Here is a 13,688-nt window from a genome sequence, read left to right as displayed (position 1 = left end):
TCCATGTTTCTTTGGATCAAGCAGTCAGAAAACAGGGTCATGACCGAGTCAAAACCACAGGATCTCTATCGGGAGACGGTGTTTCTTCCCACCACCTCCTTTCCCATGCGCGGCAGCCTGCCGAAGCGGGAGCCCGAGATGCTGGAGCGCTGGGCCGCGGAAAAGCTTGACGACAGCCTGTTCGCGCAGGCGCAGGGGCGTCAGGTCTTCATGCTGCATGATGGCCCTCCGTATGCGAACGGCCACCTCCATATCGGCCATGCCCTGAACAAGATCCTCAAGGACGTCATCAACCGCGCGCACCGCATGTCGGGCTATGGCATCCATTACGTGCCGGGCTGGGACTGCCACGGCCTGCCGATCGAATGGAAGATCGAGGAGGAATACCGCAAGCGCGGGCAGGACAAGGACAGCGTGCCCGTCCTGCAGTTCCGCGCCGAATGCCGCGCCTATGCGCAGAAATGGCTGGATATCCAGGCCGCCGAATTCCGCCGCCTTGGCGTGCAGGCGGAATGGGCGCGCCGCTACGCCACGATGGATTTCTCCTCCGAGGCGGCGATCGCGGGGGAGATCGGCAAGTTCCTGCTCAACGGCCTGCTGTATCGCGGCCTGCGCCCGGTGATGTGGAGCCCGGTGGAAAAGACCGCCCTGGCCGAGGCGGAGATCGAATATCGCGACCATGAATCCACCGCGATCCATGTGGCCTTCCCCGTCATCCATGATCCCACCCCGGCCCATGCGCTCGACGATGTGTCGGCGGTCATCTGGACCACGACGCCGTGGACCATCCCGGCCAACCGCGCCATCGCCTATGGCCCGGACATCACCTATGCCGTGGTGCGGGTCGATGACGTGGCCGACGGCGCCCTGCTGGAGCCGGAATCGAAGGTGCTGGTGGCCGAGGACCTGATCGAGCAGTTCTGCACGGCCGCAGGCGTCAGCGCGCATCATGTCCTCTATACCCTGCCGGGCAGCGCGCTGGAGGGGGCCGTGTGCGCCCATCCGCTGCGCGGGCAGGGCTATGATTTCGACGTGCCGATGCTGCCGGGCGCGCATGTCACGACCGAGGCGGGCACGGGCCTTGTCCATACCGCCCCCGCGCATGGCGAGGACGACTTCAACCTTGGCCGCCAGCACGGGCTGGAGATCACCGAACTGGTCATGGATGACGGGCGCTATGCCGACTGGGTGCCGCTGTTCGCGGGTGGCCATGTCTTCAAGGCGGCCGAACCCGTATGCAGCGCGCTGGAGGAGGTCATGCGCCGCGCGGCCAGCGCCGGGCAGGCCCCGGCCGGGCTGGTGGCGCGCACCACGTTGGTCCATTCCTACCCGCATTCGTGGCGTTCGCGCGCGCCGATCATCTATCGCGCGACGCCGCAATGGTTCATCCGCATGGATGGCGAAGGCGCGCTGCGGCAACGCGCGCTCGGGGCGCTTGACGACGTGACGTTCGTCCCCGCGCAGTCGCGCAACCGCTTGACCTCCATGGTGGAGGGACGTCCCGACTGGTGCATCAGCCGCCAGCGCGCATGGGGCGTGCCCATTGCCGTGTTCGTGGAAAAGCGCACGGGCGAGGTCCTGCGCGACGCCGCCGTGATGAAGCGCGTGGTCGATGCGTTTGCGGCCGAGGGCGCGGATGCGTGGTATTCCTCGCCCGCGTCGCGCTTCCTTGGCGAAGGGCGCAACCCCGACGATTACGAGCAGGTGTTCGACATCGTCGACGTGTGGTTCGAAAGTGGCTCCACCCATGCCTTCGTGCTGGGCCATGGCGACATGCCGTTCCCCGCCGATGTCTACCTCGAAGGGTCGGACCAGCATCGTGGCTGGTTCCAGTCCTCGCTGCTCGAAAGCGTGGGGACGAAGGGCGTCGCCCCGTTCCGCGCGCTGGTGACCAACGGCTTTGTCCTTGATGAGCAGGGCCGCAAGATGTCCAAGTCGCTGGGCAATGTCATCGCGCCGCAGGATGTCAATGACTCGCTGGGTGCCGACATCCTGCGCCTGTGGGTCATGAATTCCGACACCAACGAGGACCTGCGCATCGGCAAGGACATCCTCAAGCAGCAGGGCGAGCTTTACCGCCGCCTGCGCAACACGCTGCGCTGGCTGCTCGGCGCGCTTGACGGATTTACCGAGGAAGAGCGCGTCGCCTATGACGACCTGCCGGAACTGGAACGCTGGGTCCTGCATCGCATGTGCGAACTGGGCGGCCTGGTGGCCCGCGCGGTGGAGACGCATGAATGGGTGGGCGTCTATCCCGCCCTGCATGGGTTCTGCGCGGCCGACCTTTCGGCGTTCTATTTCGACGTGCGCAAGGACACGATCTACTGCGACGCCGCCAGCAGCCTGAAGCGGCGCGCGGCGCGCACGGTGCTGGACCACCTGCACCGCTGCCTGTGCGCGTGGCTGGCCCCGGTGCTGGTCTTCACGGCGGAGGAAGCGTGGCTGGCGCGGCCGGGCAATACGCAGAGCATCCACCTGCAGCCCTTCCCCGACCTTCCGGCGCAGTGGCACCAGCCCGCGCTGGAGGATCGCTGGGCCACGCTGCGCGGGGTGCGGCGCATCATCACGACCGAGATCGAGGCCGCGCGCCGCGACGGCGTGGTGGGGTCGTCGCTGCAGGCGGCGGTGACGCTGCCCCTGTCGGAAGACGAGGCCGCGGCCTTTGGCGAGGTGGACTGGTGCGAACTGGCGATCGTCTCGAAGGTTGACGTGGAGATCGAGGCGGGGAGTGCTTCGATCTATCTCGACACTCCCACCGATGCGCAGGGCGCTGCGCATGGCGGGCCGGTCATCCGCGCGGCGGCGGGGCACAAATGCGCGCGCTGCTGGAAGGTGCTGGAGGAAGTCGGCACCGTGGCGGCCCATCCGCAACTGTGCCTGCGGTGCGCGGACGTGGTGCAGGGCGGGGCGTGAGTTCGTCCGTCATGTCAGGATCTGGCATGCTGGAGCCTTCGCCGCGACGTCGGCGCAGGGCCAGCAGGGTGGGCTGGACGGTCCTGTTCTTCTGCCTCGTCCTAGCCCTTGACCAGTGGAGCAAGCACTGGATGCTCCACGGCTACGACCTGCCGGACAAACAGAGCGTCGCCCTGATGCCGGGGCTCAATTTCACCATGGTGTGGAACCACGCCATCACGTTCGGGATGCTGGGTGGCGCGGGCAGTGCCGGGCGCATCATCTTCTCGGTCGTGGCGCTGTTCATTGTCGTGCTGCTGGGCCTGTGGGCGGCGCGCACGCCGCGGCCGTGGGTGGCGGGTGCGCTGGGCGCGATCATGGGTGGCGCCGTGGGCAATGTCATCGACCGGCTGCAGTTCGGGGCGGTGGTGGATTTCGTGCACCTGCATGCCTACGGGTGGTCGTGGCCGGTATTCAACCTGGCCGATGCGGCGATCGACTGCGGCGTGGCCGTCCTGATCATTGATAATCTTCTCGATCGCGACAGGGGATAGGACAGAATGTCAAAGCGGTGCTTGTCTAACTGTTGCAGGGGCGGTAAGAGGCGAATCATGGCATCCACGGCTTTCAGAACCCTTACTCTTGCGCTGGTCACCACGGGTGGTCTTTCCCTGACCGGCTGCTCGGGGGGGGATGTTTCACGCGCGTTCGGCCTCGAACGCAGCATGCCTGACGAATATACCGTCACGACCCGCACGCCCCTGTCGATGCCACCGTCCGACGAACTTGGCGCGCCCAGCAGTGTCGCGGTCCAGCGCGCGCAGGATTCCAACCCGCGCATGCAGGCGCTCGAAACCCTGTCGCCCAATGTCGCGCTGCAGGGGACGTATGGCGATGACAGCCCCGGCCAGACCGCGCTGGTGGGGGAGGCCAGGGAAGCCTCCAATGCACCGGATAACGGCGAACTGGGCAAGGCGGGGTCCAGCTTTGTCGATCGCCTGATGTTCTGGCATGGCGGTGGCGCGGGCAGCGTGGTCAATGCAAAGGCCGAGAATGCCCGCCTGCGCGAGGATTCGGCGCTGGGCCGCAACCTGACTCAGGGCGCGACCCCGACCGTCGCCGCACCGTCCAAGAAATAATCCCCGTCATGAAGGACGGGCCGGGTCCCTCCCGGCCCGGTCGTTCCTGACCTGAAAGGCCGGCCGGCCCTTCCGCCGCATAAAGGTGGCGATGGGTAAGGCGGGCGTTCATGATGCCGCCATGACCGAACATTCCCCATCCCCGGATCGTCCCGTGATCCGTCGCCTGTCCGAACAGGTCGTCAACCGCATCGCGGCGGGCGAAGTGATCGAACGTCCGGCGGCGGCGCTGAAGGAACTTGTGGAAAATGCGCTTGATTCCGGGGCGCGGCGGATTTCGGTCCACCTGCAGCAGGGCGGGATTGAACGGATTGAGGTGACCGACGACGGGTGCGGCATGACGCCGGAGGACCTGCGCCTTGCGGTGGAGCGCCACTGCACATCCAAGCTGTCGGACGAGACGCTGGTGCGGATCTCGACCCTTGGCTTTCGCGGGGAAGCGCTGCCGTCGATCGGCGCGGCCGCACGGCTGAGTGTGACCTCACGCACGCATGGCGCGCCCACCGCATGGTCGATCCGCGTGGAAGGCGGCCGGGTGGAGGAACCACGCCCCTGTGCCGGGGTCGCGGGCACCCGTGTGGTGGTGGAGGACCTGTTCTTCGCCACGCCCGCGCGGCGCAAGTTCCTCAAGAGCGCGCGCGTGGAATCGGGTCATGCGGAAAATACGGTCCGTCGCCTTGCCCTGTCGGCCCCGCATGTCGCCTTCCGCCTGCAGTTCGACCAGCGCGTGGTCCTTGATCTGCCGGCGCAGGACATGGCGGCGCGGGCGGCGGCCATCCTTGACGCGGGGCAGGCCGACGGCCTGATCCCGGTGGAGGGGGAGCGCGGCGACCTGCGCCTGTCGGGCTATATCTGTGCGCCATCGGTGCATCGCGCGACGGCCAACGGGCAGTTGCTTCTGGTCAACGGGCGCCCGGTGGTGGACCCGGTGCTGCGCACGGCGGTGCGCGTGGCCTATCGCAATGTCATGGAACATGGCCGCCATGCCGTTGTCGCCCTGTCATTGCAGATCCCGCCCGAGCAGGTGGACGTGAACGTCCATCCCGCCAAGACCGAACTGCGTTATGCCGATGCGGCGGCCGTGCGGGCACTGGTCATCGGGTCGCTGGGCCGGGCCCTGGGAATCGGCGCGGGCGTGGCGGGCGTGCGGCCCGGCCTGTTGCAGTCACGCGGCAGCGGGGGCGCGCGCATCTGGTACCCACCGGAAACCGCGCCTCCGTCCCCCGGGCGCGAGACAGCGGCATATCAGGTGCCATCCCCCGCCATGCCGGACGTGGCGGCAGCCATGCCCGAAGGGGTTGCCGAACGCCGGCTGCCGCTGGTGGATGCCGCACCGGGCGCGCGGCGTGCCGTCACATGGTCCGAAGCGGACATCCCCGCAACGCCCCGGCCCGAGTCCCATGAGGAAGCGGCAGCCGATTTTCCCCTTGGCGCGGCCGTGGCGCAGGTTCTGGGCACCTATATCCTTGCCCAGACGGCACGCGGGGAACTGGTTCTGGTGGACCAGCATGCAGCGCATGAGCGCCTGACCCATGAACGGCTGCGCGCGCAGTATCTGGGGGGCGAGGTCCGTGCGCAGCGGCTGCTCCTGCCCGAAGTGGTGAACATGCCCCGCGGGCAGGCCGACCTGCTGGTGTCCTTTGCCGATACGCTGTCGGCGCTGGGACTCGAGGTCGATGCCTTTGGCGGCGATGCCGTGATGGTGCGCACCGTGCCCGCGCTGCTGGGCGGTGGGGACGCGGCGGCGATGCTGCGCGACCTAGCGGAGGAGCTGGCCGAAGATGAACTGCTCGCCCCCGCGCAGGCGCAGGCGATCGACGGGCGGCTGGATGCGATCATCGCGCGCATGGCCTGCCATGGCAGCGTGCGCGCGGGCCGACGCCTCACACACGAGGAAATGAACGCCCTGCTGCGGGACATGGAGAAAACCCCCCGCGCCGGCACCTGTTCACATGGTCGGCCGACCTGGCTGAAGCTGGAAAAAGGCGATCTGGAGCGGATGTTCGGCCGTCGCTGACCCCATGGCGCAGGCTGTCGTCCGGGCGCGTTCGGGCGGTGTGCATGCGGTGCCGGGGCGGCCTGCTCGGCAGAACGTGAGCGGCGGGCGGCTGGATTTCATTTCCGTAATGTCCCTAAGTTCGGTCCATCCTTTCATGGCGATGAGACTGACGTGCACCCGATCCTGCTTTCCCTCGTCACATACCTGCCCCTAGGGGGCGTTCTGGCCATCATGCTGACGCGAGGTACGACCGAAGCGGTCGAAACCTCCGCGCGGTGGGTGGCGCTGTGGACCAGTGCGATCGTGTTCGTCCTGTCCCTGGTGATGTGGGCGCAGTTCGACCCCACCCATGCCGGGGTGCAGTTCGAGCAGCGCGCGGCTTGGGCTTCCGCCTTTGGCGTGTCGTACCATGCGGGCGTCGATGGCATCAGCCTGATGTTCGTGCTGCTGTCCACGTTCCTCACCCCGCTTGCCATCATCGGCGGGTGGAAGCTGGTGAATACGCGGGTGCGTGACTACATGGTCGCGATGCTGCTGCTGGAAACCACGCTGATCGGCCTGTTTTCCGCGCTGGACCTCGTGCTGTTCTATGTCTTTTACGAGGCGACGCTGCTTCCCGGTAGCCTGATGATCGGGGTCTGGGGCGGGCCCAAGCGGGTCTGGGCCTCGCTGCAGTTCTTCCTGTTCACCTTTGGCGGGTCGCTGTTCATGCTGGTCGCGCTGCTGGTGATGTGGAATGTCGCGGGCACCACCGATATCCCGACATTGCAGCATGCCACCTTCTCCCACGCGATGCAGGGCTGGCTGTTGGCGGGATTCATCCTGGCGTTCGGGGTCAAGCTGCCGCTGTTCCCGCTGCATGCGTGGCTGCCCGATGCCTATACCGAGGCCCCGACGCCTGCATCCGTCATGCTGTCGGGCGTCCTGTCCAAGGCCGGGGCCTATGGCCTGCTGCGCTTTGGCGTGCTGATGTTTCCCGACGCGGCGCGGGTGTTCGCGCCCTACATCCTGACGCTGGGTGTCGTGGCCGTCATCTATGCCGCCATCATCGCGCTGGCGCAGACGGATATGAAGCGGGTGATCGCCTATTCCTCCTTCTCCCACATGGGGGTGATCGCGATCGGGCTGTTCACCCTGACGCCGGAGGGGATTGATGGCGCGATCTTCCAGATGCTGTCGCATGGCATCGTGATCGCGGCGCTGTTCTTCTGTGTCTCCGCCGTGTCGTGGCGGGCGGAAACGCGCGAAATCTCGGCCTTTGCCGGGGTGGCGCACAAGATGCCGGTGCTCGCCACGCTGACGATGCTGTTCGTGATGGCCAATATCGGCCTGCCGGGCACCGGGGCGTTCGTGGGTGAACTGCTGGTGATGGTCGGCGCGATCCACGTCTCCTTCTGGCTGGCGTTCCTTGGCGGGTCGAGCATGATCCTCGGCGCGGTCTACATGCTGGTGCTTTATCGCCGCGTGATGTTCGGGCAGGCGGCAGGCGGCATGGTGGCCCTGCTGCGGGACCTGACGGGGCCGGAACTTGCGGTGCTGGTGCCGCTTGCGGTGGTGACGCTATGGATGGGCATCCATCCGGGCACGTTCCTGCGGGTGTTCAACCCCACGGTCACAAGCCTTGTGCAGCCTGCGCCGGTCGTGGCTTCCGACAGTGTGGCGCCCGTGGTTCGGACCGCCGCCGGGTAGGGCTGCTCCAAGGAAAAAGGACGCCGCCACCGCATTGTCGGGTGGGGCGTCCTTTTTTATCGGATAAAAGTTTTTGGGTGCCGCCTTTTGATCGAAAAAGGCGGTGTCTTTCGAAGCTTTTTGAAAAAAGCTTCACCAAAAACTTTTTGAACTTAAAGGCAGTCCGTTGCCTCAGATATCGAGGTTTTCCACCTGTCGCGCATGTTCCTGAATGAACTGGAAACGCAGTTCGGGCTTGCGCCCCATCAGGTGTTCAACCCGTTCGCGCGTCAGGTTGCTGTCCTCCATCGGGGTCACGACCTTCAGCAGCGTGCGGTGCTTCGGGTCCATGGTCGTCTGCTTCAGGTCGGACGGCGGCATTTCGCCCAGCCCCTTGAAGCGGGAGACCTCGACCTTCGCATTGGGCTTGAACTCGCGCTTCAGCCTGCGTTCGCGGTCGGCGTCATCCATGGCATAGATCGTCTTGCCCCCCTGTGTGAGGCGATAGAGCGGCGGCTGCGCGAGGTAGAGATGCCCGCCCCGGATCAGCGCGGGCAACTCACGATAGAAGAATGTCATCAGCAGTGACGCGATATGCGCGCCATCCACGTCGGCATCGGTCATGATGATGATGCGGCCATAGCGCAGGCGGCTGGCGTCAAAGCGTTCGCCAATGCCACAGCCCAGCGCCTCCACAAGGTCGCGCAGTTCCTGATTGGCGCGCAGCTTCTCGGCCGAGGCGCTGGCGACGTTGAGGATCTTGCCACGCAGGGGCAGGACGGCCTGTGTCTCGCGGTTGCGTGCCTGCTTGGCCGACCCACCTGCCGAGTCACCTTCGACCAGGAAGATCTCCGTCTCGGCGGCGTTTTCACGGGTGCAGTCCGTCAGCTTCCCCGGCAGGCGCAGGCGGCGCGTTGCACTCTTGCGCGGGGTGTCCTTCATTTCCTTGCGGCGCAGGCGTTCTTCCGCGCGCTCGATCACCACCGCAAGCAGGTTGTCCGCCTGTGGCGGGTTGCCCGCCAGCCAGTGGTCGAAACGGTCCCGCAGCGCGGTCTCCACAAGGCGGCTGGCCTCGCTGCTGGTCAGCTTCTCCTTGGTCTGGCCCTGGAACTGCGGGTCACGGATGAAGACCGACAGCTTGGCGGAAATCAGGCCCATGATGTCATCGGCATTGATCGTGGCCGCGCGTTTGTTGGAGCGCTGCTCCCCCCAGTTGCGCAGCCCCTTGGTCAGCGCGGTGCGAAAGCCGGTTTCATGCGTGCCGCCATTGGGGGTGGGAATGGTGTTGCAGTAGGAGGACAGCCCCGTCGTGCCGCGTTCGACAAACGCGATGGCCCATTCCATGCGCCCGGTGCTTTCGCCGTCCGCCGTGGTCGGCAGGTCCGCATCCCCGGCCCAGATATCGGTCAGCAGCGCGGTATTGCCCAGTTCGTCACGCAGGCTGTCGGCCAGGCCGCCGGGGAAGTGCAGCACGGCCTCCGCCGGGACATCCGTGCCCTTGATGAGCGAGGGATCGCATGACCAGCGGATGGTCACGCCACGGAACAGGAACGCCTTGGACCGGCACAGCCTGTACAGGCGCAGGGGCGAGAAGTGGAGCTTGCCGAAAATCTGCGGGTCGGGGACAAAGCGGATCTGCGTGCCGCGCCGGTTCTGGGTCGGGCCGACCTCCTCCACCGGGGCCAGTGGGACGCCGCGTTCATAGACCTGCTGCCACAGCGTGCGGTCGCGCGCGATCTCCACCTCCATGCGGGCGGACAGGGCATTGACCACCGATGAACCCACGCCATGCAGGCCGCCGGACGTGGCATAGGCCTTGCCGGAGAACTTGCCCCCCGCATGCAGCGTCGTCAGGATGACCTCCAGCGCGGAACGCTGCGGGAACTTGGGGTGCGGGTCAACCGGGATGCCGCGTCCGTTATCGCGGATCGTCAGCCAGTTCCCGGCCTCCAGCGACACGTCGATGACCGAGGCATGGCCGGCCACGGCCTCGTCCATCGCGTTGTCAAGGATTTCGGACGCCAGGTGGTGGTAGGCGGTTTCATCCGTGCCGCCGATATACATGCCGGGACGGCGGCGCACGGGTTCCAGCCCCTCGAGCACCTCGATCGCGCTGGCGTCGTAATCTTCGCTCCCGGCCCGTGGGGTGTCAGCAGGGGCGCGGGATTTGCGCGCCTGCGTCCGGCGTTGGGCTGCGGGCTTGGAGAAAAGATCTTCGTTCATGAACTGTTCTTTGTGCCTTCGGACCGTGGGATGTCAAGACCGGGATGCCTGCGCACGGCAATAATGCCCGATGCGCCGGGGGATGCACGCAAAAAAGGCCGGACACAGGGACCGGCCTTCCTTTGCACTTTGCGCCACCATGGCTGTTTCCTGCGCCGTGGCTGGCGGGTGTGCCCGTATCAGCGACCCGGTATCAGCTGCGCACCGTGCGGCGGGTGGAGCGCGTGGTCGAACGCGCGGCCGCGGGCGCGGGATGGTTCGGCGCCGTGCAGGTCAGGTAGGAGGCAGGCTGCAGGATGTCCTTTGCCTGCGCATAGTTCGACAGGTCGGCCGCACTGTCGAGGACCTGCACCTCGTCGAACATCGACAGGCGCTGCTGGCAGAAGGCGGTGCCGGATTTCAGCCCGCGCTCGGACTGCACGTTCGCAAGCTGCGTGATGTAGTCGTCATGCTGGCGCTGCGCGCTGCGGCCATAGGTGGTGTGGAAATAGGCCGTCAGGACCTTTTCCTCGTTCGCCAGCTTGGGGCGGAACTTGGTGACGAAGTTGTTGTACTTGTCCTGTGCGCCGCACGAAAGCGCGGTGACCATCAGTTCGCTCTTGAGGCCCTGGACATCGAACGCTTCATGCGCGGGGGAGGGGGAGCAGGGACCTGCGGCCAGCGCATGGCCGGAATTGACAAGACCGGCAAGAGCCAGGCCAGCGGCCGCGGCGCGCCAAAAGGACAAAGACATCGGGACGGTTCTCCAGATCTTGCGGCGTGGGTGTCGCCGGATCCGTGGAGCCCCACATGAACCGGCAGAATTGAAATGCTGAAAGGCTCTATACCCTAATCGGATATCGGCCAAAAGGGAGGGGGCATGCCCCCGGACAAAAAAAGTGCATGCCATACCTCCATGGTCACCGACTCGTGTGGACCAAGGATAGGCCTTTCGCCTGCGGCCATGTTGCTCTAGAGCGGGGCGGTGGCAGTCCGCCTCGCATGTGTCCCGCGCCGTGTGCGTTCGGGCCGGGCGGGCATGCCGGATGGATACGATGTATTAGAGAGCGGAGCTGATCGAGTGCGACTGCGACTGTCTGCAATGATGATGACGACGGGCGTTCTGCTCGCCGGATGTATGAACAAACCGGCTGTGAATCTCGGCGGCCCCCCCAACCCCTACAACTACATGAAGGTGTCGGGCCTGTGCCACGTGGACCCGCTGACCACCACGGGCAAGGATACGCAGGCCACCACGATGCAGGTGCGCAGCGATGACGGCTACTGCGCGGTAGAGGTGCGCAAGCCCGATGGCCGTGCCTATGCTTCGTTCGGGGTGTCGCCCGCGCCGGAACACGGCAAGGCGTTCATCTACAACTATAACGATCACACTTATGTGACCTACACGCCCAATACGGCGTATGCCGGCAACGACACGTTCCGGGTCGAGCTGATCCGTGGGGAAAAGGAACCGCGCGATACGCTGAACATCACGGCGCATGTCGAGGCGCCGGGCGTCGGCACGGCGGCAAAATGATCGGGGTCACGCATTTGTGACACCGGGCATCCGTGGCGGCGTGCCGCGGATGCGCCCGTCCCCCTTGCCGGGGGCGGGAATGGCTCAGATGGAAAAGGTGATCGGTTCCGGCAGGGGGCGGCGCATGCCGCTATGTTCCGCCCGCTTCACCAGGTCGTCGAGCGTCAGGCTGCGGCATTGTTCTTCAACCATGCCGTCCAGTTCCTTCCAGCACGGCTCGATCACCTTCTCGAAAAGCTGGCCCGTGGGGCCACCATCGGTGGATTCGTCCGCCGTCACGACATCCAGCACATCCGACAGCAGGATATCCCGGCGCGGACGGCCAAGCCGGTAGCCCCCGCGCGGGCCACGGATGCTTTCGAGCAGCCCGGAACGTGACAGTGTCTGCAGCAGCGGTTCGATCCCGCGCCGGGCAAGGTTCGCGCGCTCGGCAATGTCCGCCGCGCTGACGGTTCCGTTGCGTCCCGCATGAAATGCCACGTCAAGCATGATCAGTATCGCGATCATGGTCCTGTCACACCGAAGAAGCATATCGTACGGTCCCGTTTGTGAAACAAAGTAGCTGGCGGTGAATTTATCAGCAATCGCCCGGATGATCCACGCTTCTGTTCATCGTGACAGTGGATTATGTCAGGGAACACGATCCGCATGATGATCCCACCAACAGGAGACCGACGTATGAATGATTCGACCGACCAGGACATGACATTCGGCTTCGCCCAACCGCGTGGCAGGGTGTACGGGTCGATTACCGAGACGGTCGGCGGGACGCCCCTGGTGGAACTGCCCCACCTGATGCGCGAGGACGAACTGAAAAGCCGCCTGCTGATGAAGCTGGAGTTTTTCAATCCCCTTGGTTCGGTCAAGGACAGGATCGGCGCCGCGATGGTGATGGATGCCGAACGGCGCGGCGAAATCACGCCGGGCAAGACGACACTGGTGGAACCGACATCGGGCAATACCGGCATTTCGCTGGCGTTTGTCGCGGCGGCGCGGGGATACCGCCTGATTGTCACCATGCCCGAAGGGGCCTCCATCGAACGGCGCAAGATGCTGCGCCTTCTGGATGCGCAACTGGAACTGACGCCTGCGCGCCTTGGCATGGCCGGTGCGATCGCCCGGGCGGAGGCGATCCTGAAGCACACGCCCGGCGCGTGGATGCCGCGCCAGTTCGACAATCCCGCCAACCCCGCCATCCATGCCGCCACCACGGCGGAGGAGATCTGGGTCGATACGCGCGGGGAAGTCGATATCGTCGTGGCCGGTGTCGGCACCGGCGGCACCGCAAGTGGCATTGCCCATGGCCTGAAGCCGCGCAAGAAGGGATTGCAGGTCTTTGGCGTCGAACCGGTCGAAAGCGCTGTCCTGAATGGTGACGAACCCGGCCCGCACGGCATCCAGGGGATCGGCCCCGGCTTCTGCCCCCATACGCTGGACCTGCACAGCCTGGATGGCATCATGACCGTGTCGGAGCGGGAATCGATCGCCGCGGCACGGCGGTGCGCGCGCCTTGATGGCGTGCCGGTGGGGATCTCCTCTGGCGCGGCGCTGCATGCGGCCATGCAGTTGGCCCAGATGCCTGAAAATGCGGGCAAGACCATCGTGACCATCGCCCCGTCCTTTGCGGAGCGTTATCTGTCCACGTCGCTGTTCAATGGCCTTGTCTGAGGGCTTTTCGGAAAGCGGACCAAAGGTTTCGGGGGCCGCCTTGCGATCGGGAAAGGCGGTGTTCCCTGAGGCTTTCAATGATTCCAGGCTGCTTCGTGGTGGTCCTGTGGTCTGGACATGAAAAAGGCGGCTCCCGTGGACGGGGCCGCCTTTTTCATGTCCGCAATCCCCGCAGGGGGGCGGGCAGGGATCAGTGCAGGATGATTTCCACGCGGCGGTTCTGCGCCTCCCGCGTGTTAGGCCCTGTGGGGACCAGCGGGTTGGCATCGCCAAAACCATGGATGTCGATCGCCGGGCCGGGCACGCCGTCACGCACCAGTTCCGCCTTGATGGTCTGGGCGCGGCGCAGCGACAGTTCCTGATTGTAATGTTCGCCCTGCGGCCCCGGATGGCTCGCGGAATTGTCGGTATATCCGTTGACCTCGATCCGGGTGGTCTGCGTGTTGGTCGATGCCTGCGCCGCGACGGCCACGATGGCGCGCGCCCGGTCGGTCAGCGTGCTCTTGTCCCAGTCGAAGAAGACGAGGTAGGTGCGGTTTTCCACCGGGGCGGGGGCCGCAGGCGTGGTGACGGGCGGCGGGGG

General features: G+C 65.7%; 11 protein-coding genes. 7 read left to right on the top strand and 4 right to left on the bottom strand.

All coding sequences use genetic code 11. From position 1 onward, the window contains the following. The first annotated feature begins 39 nt into the window (after positions 1-39). The 5 genes from ileS to KMAL_RS03055 all read left to right on the top strand — a co-directional run bounded on the left by ileS (position 40) and on the right by KMAL_RS03055 (position 7,719). Positions 40-2,913 (top strand): isoleucine--tRNA ligase, encoded by a 2,874-nt coding sequence (gene ileS / locus KMAL_RS03075; RefSeq protein ID WP_110094300.1) that lies wholly within the window; start codon positions 40-42, stop codon positions 2,911-2,913. 26 nt (positions 2,914-2,939) lie between these two features. Then, complete coding sequence (lspA, locus tag KMAL_RS03070) at positions 2,940-3,446, top strand: signal peptidase II (protein WP_110094299.1); 507 nt, start codon at positions 2,940-2,942, stop codon at positions 3,444-3,446. A gap of 57 nt (positions 3,447-3,503) precedes the next feature. Then, the gene (locus tag KMAL_RS03065; RefSeq protein ID WP_180999726.1) at positions 3,504-4,031 is read left to right on the top strand and encodes a DUF3035 domain-containing protein; all 528 of its coding nucleotides are present in this window, start codon (positions 3,504-3,506) and stop codon (positions 4,029-4,031) included. Between the two features lie 121 nt (positions 4,032-4,152). Beyond that, a complete protein-coding gene (gene mutL, locus KMAL_RS03060) occupies positions 4,153-6,048 on the top strand; it encodes a DNA mismatch repair endonuclease MutL (RefSeq protein ID WP_110094298.1) in 1,896 nt (631 codons plus the stop codon). Between the two features lie 153 nt (positions 6,049-6,201). Next, positions 6,202-7,719: an NADH-quinone oxidoreductase subunit M gene (locus KMAL_RS03055; RefSeq protein ID WP_110094297.1), complete on the top strand. Its 1,518-nt coding sequence runs from the start codon at positions 6,202-6,204 to the stop codon at positions 7,717-7,719. 171 nt (positions 7,720-7,890) lie between these two features. Here the strand turns inward: KMAL_RS03055 and parE are convergent, their stop codons facing one another. Both parE and KMAL_RS03045 read right to left on the bottom strand, forming a co-directional pair. Continuing rightward, positions 7,891-9,921 carry a DNA topoisomerase IV subunit B gene (parE, locus tag KMAL_RS03050; RefSeq protein WP_110094296.1) on the bottom strand — a complete coding sequence of 677 codons (2,031 nt, stop codon included), beginning with the start codon at positions 9,919-9,921 and terminating at the stop codon, positions 7,891-7,893. A 193-nt stretch (positions 9,922-10,114) separates the two neighbouring features. After that, the gene (locus KMAL_RS03045; protein ID WP_110094295.1) at positions 10,115-10,654 is read right to left on the bottom strand and encodes a hypothetical protein; all 540 of its coding nucleotides are present in this window, start codon (positions 10,652-10,654) and stop codon (positions 10,115-10,117) included. Between the two features lie 399 nt (positions 10,655-11,053). Here KMAL_RS03045 and KMAL_RS03040 point away from each other — a divergent pair, with 399 nt between their 5' ends. Continuing rightward, positions 11,054-11,437 carry a hypothetical protein gene (locus tag KMAL_RS03040; RefSeq protein WP_239019915.1) on the top strand — a complete coding sequence of 128 codons (384 nt, stop codon included), beginning with the start codon at positions 11,054-11,056 and terminating at the stop codon, positions 11,435-11,437. A gap of 84 nt (positions 11,438-11,521) precedes the next feature. Here KMAL_RS03040 and KMAL_RS03035 read toward each other — a convergent pair whose 3' ends face one another. After that, the gene (locus KMAL_RS03035; RefSeq protein WP_110094294.1) at positions 11,522-11,968 is read right to left on the bottom strand and encodes an RrF2 family transcriptional regulator; all 447 of its coding nucleotides are present in this window, start codon (positions 11,966-11,968) and stop codon (positions 11,522-11,524) included. A 147-nt stretch (positions 11,969-12,115) separates the two neighbouring features. Here KMAL_RS03035 and cysK point away from each other — a divergent pair, with 147 nt between their 5' ends. After that, positions 12,116-13,105, top strand: a complete 990-nt coding sequence (gene cysK / locus KMAL_RS03030) for a cysteine synthase A (protein ID WP_110094293.1) — start codon at positions 12,116-12,118, stop codon at positions 13,103-13,105. Between the two features lie 190 nt (positions 13,106-13,295). On the opposite strand, the gene KMAL_RS03025 is transcribed toward cysK, so the two are convergent. Then, the coding region (locus KMAL_RS03025) for an OmpA family protein (protein ID WP_146044138.1) at positions 13,296-13,688 on the bottom strand (393 nt) is incomplete at its 5' end.

Source organism: Novacetimonas maltaceti (assembly GCF_002906255.1).
Classification (GTDB): domain Bacteria; phylum Pseudomonadota; class Alphaproteobacteria; order Acetobacterales; family Acetobacteraceae; genus Novacetimonas; species Novacetimonas maltaceti.
This window is presented reverse-complemented; position numbering and strand designations above follow the sequence as displayed.

Bases quoted from the DNA above. Each gene is read 5' to 3' on its own strand.
- ileS (WP_110094300.1), top strand. From the start codon at position 40: ATGACCGAGTCAAAACCACAGGATCTCTATCGGGAGACGGTGTTTCTT.
- lspA (WP_110094299.1), top strand. From the start codon at position 2,940: ATGCTGGAGCCTTCGCCGCGACGTCGGCGCAGGGCCAGCAGGGTGGGC.
- KMAL_RS03065 (WP_180999726.1), top strand. From the start codon at position 3,504: ATGGCATCCACGGCTTTCAGAACCCTTACTCTTGCGCTGGTCACCACG.
- mutL (WP_110094298.1), top strand. From the start codon at position 4,153: ATGACCGAACATTCCCCATCCCCGGATCGTCCCGTGATCCGTCGCCTG.
- parE (WP_110094296.1), bottom strand. From the start codon at position 9,921: ATGAACGAAGATCTTTTCTCCAAGCCCGCAGCCCAACGCCGGACGCAG.
- KMAL_RS03045 (WP_110094295.1), bottom strand. From the start codon at position 10,654: ATGTCTTTGTCCTTTTGGCGCGCCGCGGCCGCTGGCCTGGCTCTTGCC.
- KMAL_RS03035 (WP_110094294.1), bottom strand. From the start codon at position 11,968: ATGCTTCTTCGGTGTGACAGGACCATGATCGCGATACTGATCATGCTT.
- cysK (WP_110094293.1), top strand. From the start codon at position 12,116: ATGAATGATTCGACCGACCAGGACATGACATTCGGCTTCGCCCAACCG.